Origin of the sequence: Micromonospora sp. TSRI0369, from assembly GCF_001905625.1 — a bacterium.
GTDB classification, from domain to species: domain Bacteria; phylum Actinomycetota; class Actinomycetes; order Mycobacteriales; family Micromonosporaceae; genus Micromonospora; species Micromonospora echinospora_A.
In genome coordinates this window covers 54,588-64,926 of record NZ_LIVU01000003.1, presented here as the reverse complement: position 1 = coordinate 64,926, position 10,339 = coordinate 54,588, and the positions used below count along the sequence as shown (strand labels likewise).

Annotated in this window: 1 protein-coding gene; it reads right to left on the bottom strand. The window is 77.1% G+C overall.

Annotated features, from left to right (window positions below; all coding sequences use genetic code 11):
• Positions 1-43: 43 nt before the first annotated feature.
• On the bottom strand, positions 44-10,141 hold the full coding sequence (locus AMK25_RS09510) for a type I polyketide synthase (RefSeq protein WP_073827813.1): 10,098 nt from the start codon (positions 10,139-10,141) through the stop codon (positions 44-46).
• Positions 10,142-10,339 lie beyond the last annotated feature (198 nt).

The window sequence follows — 10,339 nt, the reverse complement described above, 5'->3', positions numbered from 1 at the left end:
CGGGCCACTCCGTATCGGGGTTCGAGGTGTGCGACATGCCGGATCAGGCCGAGCCGAACTCTTCGTCCAGCAGGCTGAAGATCTCCTCGGCGGAGGCCGACTCGAGGCTGGTGCCCTCGTCGGCGGCGGAGTCCGCACCGGCCTCGGTGTAGGTCCACAGGGAGAGCAGTTCGCGCAGCCGCACGCCGACGGCGGCCCGGTCGGTGTCGCCGGTGGACACCGCGCGCATGGCGTGCTCCAGCTTGTTCAGCTCGCCGAGCACCGTCAGCGCGGACGTGCTGCGCTCGGCCAGCAGCGCGCCGCGCAGGTACTCGACGAGCGCGGCCGTGGTCGGCCGGTCGTAGATCAGCGTGGAGGGCAGCCGCAGGCCGGTGGCCGCGTTGAGCCGGTTGCGGAACTCGACAGCGGTCAGCGAGTCGAAGCCCAGCTCGACGAAGCCGCGCTCGGCGTCGATCGAGCGGATCGACGCGTAGCCGAGGACGGCGGCGGCGTGGGTCCGCACCAGGTCGGAGAGCACCTGGTCGCGGTCGGCCTCCGCCGTGGCGGCGAGGGTCTCCCGCAGCGCCTCGGCCGGGTTCCGCTCGGCGGCCCGGGCCGCGCCGGTCGCCGCCGGCCGCACCAGCGACCGCAGCACCGGCGGCACCGCCGCCGGCCCGTGCCGGCCGATCAACGCGAGGTCCAGGTCGACCGGTACGACCACCGGTTCGGCGAAGCGCAGGGCCTCGCTGAACAGGTCCATGCCCTCCTCGGCGCCGAGCGGCACAAAGCCGCCCCGGTTCATCCGGGCCTCGTCGACGTGCCCGGTCTGCCCGTCGCCGGTGTCGTTGACCCACGGACCCCAGGCCAGCGAGAGCGCCGGGAGTCCCCGGTCGTGCCGGTGCTGGGCGAGGGCGTCGAGGAAGCAGTTCGCCGCCGCGTGGTTGGCCTGCCCGGGGCCGCCGAGGAGGCCGGCTGCCGAGGAGAAGAGCACGAACGCGGCCAGGTCCAGCTTCTCGGTCAGCTCGTGCAGGTGCCAGGCCGCGTCGACCTTGGGTCGCAGCACGGTGTCGAAGCGCTCCGGGGTGAGCGCCGGCAGGACACCGTCGTCGAGCACCCCGGCGGCGTGCACCACGCCGGTCAGTGGTAGGTCGGCGGGGAGCTGGTCGACCAGCAGGGCGAGCGCGTCGCGGTCGGTGACGTCGCAGGCGGCCACCCGGACGGTGGCGCCCAGTCCGGCCAGTTCGTCGACCAGCGCGGCGACGCCCGGGGCGCCCGCTCCGCTGCGGCTGACCAGCAGCAGGTGCCGTACGTCGTGCCGGGTGACGAGCCGGCGGGCCACGAGCCGCCCGAGCAGGCCGGTCGCCCCGGTCACCAGGACGGTGCCGGCGGCCAGATCGGGGCCGGACGCGTCGGCCGGGGGCGGCCCGAGGCGGGTCAGCCGGGGCACCCGGAGCTGCCCGGCGCGTACGGCGAGCTGGGGTTCGCCCGTGGCGAGGGCGGCCGGCAGCAGCGCGGCGGCCGGGGCGTCGTCGTCGACGTCGAGGAGCACGATCCGGTCGGGGTTCTCCGACTGGGCGGAGCGCAGCAGGCCCCAGGCGGTGGCGGCTGGCACGTCGGCGATCCGCTCGTCCGGGTCGACCCGGACCGCGCCGCGGGTGACCACCACCAGCCGGGCGGCGGTCAGGGCCTCCTCGGCGAGCCACTGCTGGGCCAGTGCGAGCATCCGGTGGGCGACCCGGTGCGCCTGGGCGGCCGGGTGCGGCTCGTCGGCGGCGGCTCCGGCGCAGGTCACCACCACCGCGTCGGGCGCGGCGGCGCCGGCGCGTACGTCGGCGACCAGCGTCGACAGGTCCGGGTGCCGGTCGGCGCCGGGCCAGTCGGCGCCGAGGACGACCAGCCGGGAGGCGGTGTCCGCGCGGCCGGTGGTGGGGGCGAGCCAGTCGAGGCGGTGCAGGGACCGGCTGGCGGAGCGGCGGGCGGCGCTGAGCTGCTCGCCGGAGATGGGCCGCAGGACCAGACCGTCGACGGAGGCGACCGGGGTCGCGCCCGTGTCGGTGACGGTCAGGGCCACGGAGCCGGCGTCGGTGGCGCGCAGCCGGATCCGCAGCTCGCGGGCACGGGTGGGCCGGATGGTGACGCCCGACCAGGTGAACGGCAGGCCCGGGCGGATGCCGGGGCCGCCCTCGGTGCCCGACGCGCCGCCGGCGGGGTCGCCGGCCGGGTCGTCGGCCGTGGCGCTGGCACCGATGGCGTGCAGCGCCGCGTCCATCAGGGCCGGGTGCACCGAGAACGCCGTGGTGTCGGTGGACGCGTCGGCGTCCAGGGCGACCTCGGCGAGGATGTCCGGGCCCGAGCGCCAGGCGGCACGCAGCGCCCGGAAGGTGGGGCCGTAGTGGTAGCCCTGGGCGGCGAGCCGGGCGTAGAGCCCGTCGAGGGCGATCGGCTCGGCGTCGGCCGGCGGCCACACGGCGGCCGGCGCGGGGTCCGGGTCGGCGGTGTCGGCGAGTTGCCCGGAGGCGTGCCGCTGCCAGGGCCGGGAACCGTCGGCCGCGGTGTCGTCGTCGCGCCGGGTGTGAATGGCGACGGGCCGGTGCCCGGTCTCGTCCGGCGGGCCGACGCGTACCCGCAGGTCGATTCCTCCCTCGGTGGGGATCGCCAGGGGCGCCTCCAGGTTCAGCTCGGCGACGGTCGCCGCGCCGGCCTGCCGGCCGGTCCAGGACGCGAGCTCCACCAGGGCCGTCCCGGGCAGCAGCACCGTGCCCAGCACGGCGTGGTCGGCGAGCCAGGGGTGGGTGGTGAGGGTGATCCGGCCGGTGAACAGCAGGCCCTCGTCGCCGGGCAGGTCGGCCACCGCGCTGAGCAGCGGGTGGTCCACCACGTCGAGGCCCACGGCGGGCAGGACGGAGCGGTGCGCGCCGGTGCGCTCCAGCCAGTAGCGGTGCCGGTCGAAGGCGTACGTGGGCAGGTCGACCGGTTCGGACTCGGGCAGCAGCCGGCGGTGCTCCACCGGCAGGCCGAGGGCGTGCGCGGTGGCGAGGCCGGTCAGCAGCCGGGTGGCGGCGTCGGCCGAGCCGCCGAGGGTGTCCAGGACGTGTCCGGGGGTGCCGGCGGCGTCGAGCGCGGCGGCGATCCCGGCAGCCAGTGCCGGCTCCGGCGAGACCTCCACGAAGGTCAGGTGTCCGGCCGCGACGGCGGCACGCAGGGCGGCGTCGAGCCGCTCCGGCCCCCCGTCCCCGGCGCCGGGGACGGCCGGGGCCGCGCCGGGGGTGGCCGGGTCGGTGCCCAGGGTGGCCGGGTCGGTCCAGTGGTCGACGCCGAGGCCCGCCGCGTCGGCCCAGTCCCCGGTGACAGTGGAGGCCAGCCGGGCGGTCCCGGGCTGCGGCGCGAGCCCCGCCAGGGCGGCGCGGAGGCCGTCGTGGTCCAGGCCGCCGGCGGCGGCGCGGGCCCGCATCGCCACCGTGCGGGCGGCGTCGGGCAGGGACAGCAGGCCCGCCACGTACGCGGCCACGACCTCGCCGTCGCCGGTGCCGACGACAGCGGCGGGGGTGACACCGGCGTGCCGCCAGACGGCGGCGAGCGCCACGCCGACGGCGAACCGGACGGGCCGGGCCAGCTCCGGCCGGTCAGCCCAGGCAGCGTCCGCGCCGGTGAGCAGGGCGGCCGGATCGACGTCGACCCAGGGCGCGAGGGCCTGCCGGCACTCGGCGAGGGTGTCGTCGAAGACCGGGCAGCGGCCCACCAGTTCGGCCACCGCGCCCGCCGGGGTGGCGCCCGGGAAGACGAACACCGGTCCGGCGCCGTGGTTGGCGACGGTGCCGGTCACGACGTTGCCGGCCGGGGTGCCGGCGGCGAGCGCGTCCAGGCCGGCCAGCAGCTCGCCGGGGGTCGCGCCGAGCACGGCGGCGCGCCGGTCGAACGCCGAGCGGGTCGCGGCGAGCGACCAGCCGACCGCCGCCGGGGCGAGGCCGGGGTGCGCGCGCAGGTGCCGGGCCAGCCGGGACGCCTGCGCGGCCAGGGCCGAGGCGGAGCGGGCCGAGACGGGCCAGGCCACCACGTCGGCGGTGAGCAGCCCGGCGGGGCGTTCCCCCGCCGCAGCGGCTGGCGGCGGCATCGGTGCGTCGGCCGCCTCGGCGCCGGCGGGCGCGTCGGCGGGCAGCTCGACGACCACGTGGGCGTTCGTGCCGGAGATACCGAACGAGGAGACCGCCGCGCGGCGGGGCCGGTCGGCGGCCGGCCACGGCCGGGACCGGGTCACCAGCTCCACGTCGCCGGCCGACCAGTCGATGTGCGGCGACGGCTCGTCCACGTGCAGCGTCGCCGGTACGGTGCCCTCCCGCATCGCCAGCACCATCTTGATCACGCCGGCCACACCGGCGGCGGCCTGCGCGTGGCCCATGTTCGACTTGACCGAGCCCAGCAGCAGCGGGCCGGCGTCGCCCCGGTCCTGCCCGTACGTCGCCAGCAGCGCCTGCGCCTCGATCGGGTCACCGAGGACGGTGCCGGTACCGTGCGCCTCGACGACGTCCACGTCGGTGACCGCCAGCCCGGCGCCGGCCAGCGCCTGCCGGATCACCCGCTGCTGGGAGGGGCCGTTGGGGGCGGTCAGCCCGTTCGACGCGCCGTCGGAGTTGACGGCGGAGCCGCGTACCACGGCGAGGACGCGGCGGCCCTGCCGCCTGGCGTCGGAGAGCCGCTGCACGAGCAGCATGCCGACGCCCTCGGACCAGCCGGTGCCGTCCGCCGTCGCGGCGAAGGACTTGCACCGCCCGTCGGAGGCGAGTCCGCCCTGGCGGGAGAACTCCTGGAACGCCGTCGGGGTGGCCATCACGGCCACGCCGCCGGCCAGCGCCAGGTCGCACTCGCCGCGCCGCAGCGCCGCCCCGGCGAGGTGCAGCGCCACCAGGGACGAGGAGCAGGCCGTGTCGACGGTGACGGCGGGGCCCTCCAGCCCGAGGGCGTACGCGACCCGGCCGGAGATGACGCTGTGCGCGGCGCCCGTCATCAGATAGCCCTCGACGCCCTCGGGTACCTCGGTCAGCCCCGTGCCGTAGCCGGAGGTGGAGGCGCCCACGAAGACGCCCGTACGGGTGCCCCGCAGCGACGCCGGGTCCACCCCGGCCCGCTCCAGCGCCTCCCAGGACGTCTCCAGGGTGAGCCGCTGCTGCGGGTCCATGGCGAGGGCCTCGCGGGGCGAGATCTCGAAGAACGCGGGGTCGAAGTCCGCCACGTCGTGGAGGAAGCCGCCCGCCGGCGGGTGCGTCCCCTCGGCCGGCTCGGGGATCTCCCAGCCCCGGTCGGTGGGGAACGGCGAGATGGCGTCCACGCCGTCGGCGACCAGCCGCCAGAACGCCTCCGGCCCGTCGACGCCCCCGGGGTAGCGGCAGGCCATGCCGACGATCGCGACGGGCTCGTCGGCGTCGACGACGACGGCCTGCGGGGCGGCGGCCGGGGCGGCGCCGGAGACCAGCTCGCGCAGGTGCGCGGCCAGCTCGGCGGGGGTCGGGTAGTCGAAGACCAGCGTGGTGGGCAGCCGCAGGCCGGTGGCCGCGTTCAGCCGCCCCCGGAAGTCCACGGCGGTCAGCGAGTCGAAGCCGAGGTCCTTGAACGGGCGCCCGCGCAGCTCGTCGGGGGTGGCGTGGCCCAGCACCGCCGCGGTCTGCTCGTTGACCAGCCGCAGCAGCTCCCGCTCCTGCTCCGCCGCCGGGAGCGCCGCGAGGTGGCGCAGCGGCGCCGCGACCCCGTCCGCCGGCGCGGCGGCCTCCTCCTGCGCGACGAGCGCCCGCACCTGAGGCAGGTCGCCGAGGAACGGGCTGGGCCGGGCCACCGTGAACGCGGGGTGGAACCGGCTCCAGTCGACGTCGGCGACGGTCACGCAGGGCGTGGGCCGCCGCAGCGCCCGGTCGAGGGCGACGAGCGCCTTCTCCGGATCGACGGGCGGCAGGCCCATCCGGTTGAGCTGCTCGGTGGCGACGTTCTCGGCGGCCATGCCGTGCGCGCCGCCCCAGGCCGTCCAGGAGACGGCGGTGGCCGGCCGGCCCCGGTCGCGCCGGTTGACGGCCAGGGCGTCCAGCAGGGAGTTGCCGGCGCCGTACGCGCACTGCCCGGCGCTGCCCCACACGCCGGAGATGGAGGAGAACATGACGAACGCGGCGAGGTCGCGCTCGGCGAGGCAGGCGTCGAGGTGCAGGGCGCCGAGTACCTTGCCCGCGACGACGTGGGAGAACTCGTCGAGGGTGGTGTCGGTGATCGGGGTGAGCTGGTCGGTGCCGGCGGCGTGCACGACCGCCGTCAGGTCGGGCAGCGAGCCGACCAGGTCCGCCACGGACCGCCGGTCGGTGACGTCGCAGGTGGCGGCGGTGACCCGCCCGTCGGCGCCGTACCGGTCGAGCAGGTCCGCCACGGCGGGGGCGGCGGCGCCCCGGCGGCTGGCCAGGACCACCCGCCCGGCGCCCCGGTCGAGCAGCCAGCGGGTGACGTGGCCGCCGAGGGCGCCGGTGCCGCCGGTGACCAGGACGGCGCCGGACCACCAGTCACCGGCCGGGTTCTCGTCGGTCGGCGGCGGAGCCGGGGTGAGCCTCCGGGCCCAGGTGCCGCCGGGGCGCACGGCCACCTGGTCCTCGCCGCCGTGGCCGGCCAGCACGGCGGCGAGCCGCCGGGTGGTGGCGGCGTCGACGGTGGCCGGCACGTCGACCAGGCCGCCCCAGCGGTGCGGTTGCTCGACAGCCGCCGCGCGGCCGAGGCCCCAGACCTCGGTCTGCAGCGGGTGCGTGACCCGGTCGCCCGGGGCCGCCGCCACCGCGCCGCTGGTGACGCACCACAGCGGCGCCACCAGGTCCAGGTCGGTCATCGCCTGGACGAGGGCGAGGGTGCCGGCGGCGGCGAGGGTCACGCCGGGGTGCCCGGGCAGCAGCCGGTCCTGGCCGGCGACGACGGCGAGCACGCCGTCGACAGCGCGGCCGCCGGTCAGCACCCGGAGCCGGGCGGCGAGTGCCGCGCGGTCCAGGTCCGCGGCGCCGACGCGCAGCACCAGCGGCTCGGCGTCGCCGAAGAGCCCGGCCAGGCCGTCGGCCCACGCCGGCGCGTCCTCGGCGGGCAGCACGACCAGCCAGCGGCCCGCCGGGGCGTCGCCGTCCCCGACCGGCACGGGCTGCCAGCTCACCTGGTACGACCAGCCGTCCACGAGGGAGCGTTCCCGCCGGGACCGGCGCCAGGAGGACAGCACGGGCAGGGCCGGCAGCAGCGCCCGCACCTGCTCGTCGTCGTCGCCCAGCTCGCCGCGCAGCGTGTCGACGTCCGCCTGCTCCAGGGCGGCCCAGAACTCGTCGTCGCCGTCGGCGGAGGCGGTGTCGGGGCCGGCGGGCGGCGGCTCGGGCCAGAAGCGCTGGCGGCGGAAGGCGTACCCGGGCAGCGGCACCCGCGCGGTCTCGGCGCCCGCGTACAGCCGCGTCCAGGCGACCTCCACCCCGCCGACGTGCAGCTCGGCGAGGGCGGTGAGCGCCGACGTGGGCTCGGGGCGGTCGCGGCGCAGCAGCGCCACGGCGGCGGTCTCGTCGTCGGCCAGGACGTCGCGGGCCAGCGCGGTGAGCACCCCGCTGGGGCCGACCTCCAGGAACGTACGCACGCCCAGGGCCCGCAGCTGCTCGACGCCGTCGGCGAAGCGGACCGCCTCCCGCACGTGCCGCACCCAGTACTCGGCGGTGCGGATCTCGTCGGCGTCGGCGAGGGCGCCGGTCAGGTTCGACACGATCGGCAGCGCCGGCGGTTGCAGCTCCAGCCGGCGCACCACGGCGGCGAACTCGGCGAGCATCGGTTCCATCAGCGGGCTGTGGAAGGCGTGGCTGACCCGCAGCGGCCTGGTACGTACGCCCTGGTCGGCCCAGCGGCGTTCGAGTTCCTCGACGACGACTGCGGTGCCGGAGACGACGACGGCGGTGGGCCCGTTGACGGCGGCGACGGCGACGGCGTCCTCGACGCCGGCCAGGGCGGCTCGGACGGCGTCGGCGGGGAGCTGGACGGCCAGCATCGCGCCGCCGGCCGGCAGGGCCTGCATCAGCCGGCCCCTGGCGGCCACCAGCGTGGCGGCGTCGGGAAGCGACAGCACACCGGCCGCGTGCGCGGCGGAGAGCTCGCCGATCGAGTGGCCGAGCAGCATGTCCGGGACGATCCCCCAGCTCTCCAGGAGCCGGAACAGCGCGACCTCGACGGCGAACAGGCCGGCCTGGGTGTAGAGGGTCTGGTTGAGCAGCCCGCCGGCCTCGTCGCCTTCGGGCGCGAAGAGCACCGGGGCGAGCGGGCGGGGCAGGTGCCGGTCCAGCTCGGCGCAGACCTCGGCCAGCGCCCGGTCGAAGACGGGGAACGCGGCGGCCAGCTCGCGGCCCATGCCGCTGCGCTGCGCGCCCTGGCCGGAGAAGAGGAACGCGAGCTTGCCGCCGCGCGGGCCCGCACCGGTGACCAGGCCCGGGGCGTCGCCGCCCGCGGCCAGCGCGCGCAGGGCGGCGGTCAGGTCGGCGCGGTCGCCGGCGAGCAGCACGGCGCGGTGCTCGAGGCTGGCCCGGGTGCTCGCCGACGACCAGCCGACATCGGTCAGCCGCGGCTCGGGGCGCTCGTCGAGCCAGTCGGCCCAGCGGGTGGCCTGCGCGGTCAGGGACGCGGCGTCGCGGGCGGAGACCAGCACCGGCACCAGGCCGGCACCGTCGACCGGGGCGGTGACGGGCACGGTGACCGGGTCGGTCGCGGCGACGGGGCCGTCCGGGGCGTCCGCCGGGGCCGGGTCGGCGGCGGGCGCCTCCTCGATGATCACGTGGGCGTTGGTGCCGCTCATGCCGAAGGAGGAGATGCCCGCGCGGCGGGGCTGTTCCCCGGCGGGCCACGGCTGCGGCTCGGTCGCCAGCGACACCGCGCCGGCCGTCCAGTCCACGTTGGGCGTCGGCTCGTCGACGTGCAGGGTGGCGGGCACGGTGTCGTGCCGCAACGCCATCACCATCTTGATCACGCCGGCCACGCCGGCGGCGGCCTGGGTGTGGCCGATGTTCGACTTCACCGAGCCGAGCCAGAGCGGCCGGTCGGCCGGCCGGCCCTGCCCGTACGTCGACAGCAGCGCCTGCGCCTCGATCGGGTCGCCGAGGGTGGTGCCGGTGCCGTGCGCCTCCACCACGTCGACCTGCTCGGGCGCGAGCCGGGCGCTGGCCAGCGCCTGGAGCACGACCCGCTGCTGGGACGGGCCGTTGGGTGCGGTCAGGCCGTTGCTCGCGCCGTCCTGATTGACCGCGCTGCCGCGTACGACCGCGAGGACGGGGTGGCCGTTGCGGCGGGCGTCGGAGAGCCGCTCGACGAGCAGAAGGCCGGCCCCCTCGCCCCAGGCGGTGCCGTCGGCGGCGGCCGCGAACGACTTGACCCGGCCGTCCATGGCCAGGCCACGCTGGCGGCTGAAGCCGATGAAAGCGGACGGGGTGGACATGACGGTGGCCCCACCGGCCAGTGCCAGGGTGCACTCGCCCTGCCGCAGCGCCTGGCAGGCCAGGTGCAGCGCGACCAGCGACGACGAGCAGGCGGTGTCGACGGTGACGGCGGGGCCCTCGATGCCGAGCGCGTACGAGATCCGGCCGGACACGACGCTGGCCGCGGTGCCGGTGAGGATGTAGCCCTCGGTGCCGGGCGGCGGCTGCTGGAGCAGCCCCACATAGTCCTGGCCGGTGGTGCTGGCGAACACCCCGACCTGGTGGCCGCGCAGCGTCGAGGGGTCGATGCCGGCGTGCTCGAACGCCTCCCACGACGTCTCCAGCAGCAGCCGCTGCTGGGGGTCCATGGCCAGCGCCTCGCGCGGCGAGATGCCGAAGAACGCGGCGTCGAACTCGGTGGCGGAGTCGACGAAGCCGCCCTCGGCCACGTACGACGTGCCGGGGTGGTCGGGGTCCGGGTGGAACAGCCGTGCCAGGTCCCAGCCGCGGTCGGCGGGGAACGCGGAGCAGGCGTCGCGGCGGGAGTCGACGAGCTCCCACAGTTCCTCGGGCGAGGCCACCCCGCCCGGGAAGCGGCAGGCCATGCCGACGATGGCGATCGGCTCGCGGTTGGCCGCCTCAAGCTCGCCGAGCTTCCTCCGGGTCTGGTGAAGGTCCGCCGTCACCCATTTCAGGTACTCCCGGAGCGTATCTTCAGTCGCCATTGACGCCACCTCTTCGGGTCGGAGAGAAACAGCGACCCAATACCGTCCACGGACGCCACAAGCCGCGAAGATCCAAACCCATTCAGCCGACCACGAATTGCCAGACAAAATGGCGTTTCAGCCCCCCACCAGGTCTTACGCGCCGCACGAAAGGTAATTGTCGCCGGACGGCGGTCACAACCCCTAGCGTGCCCCTAC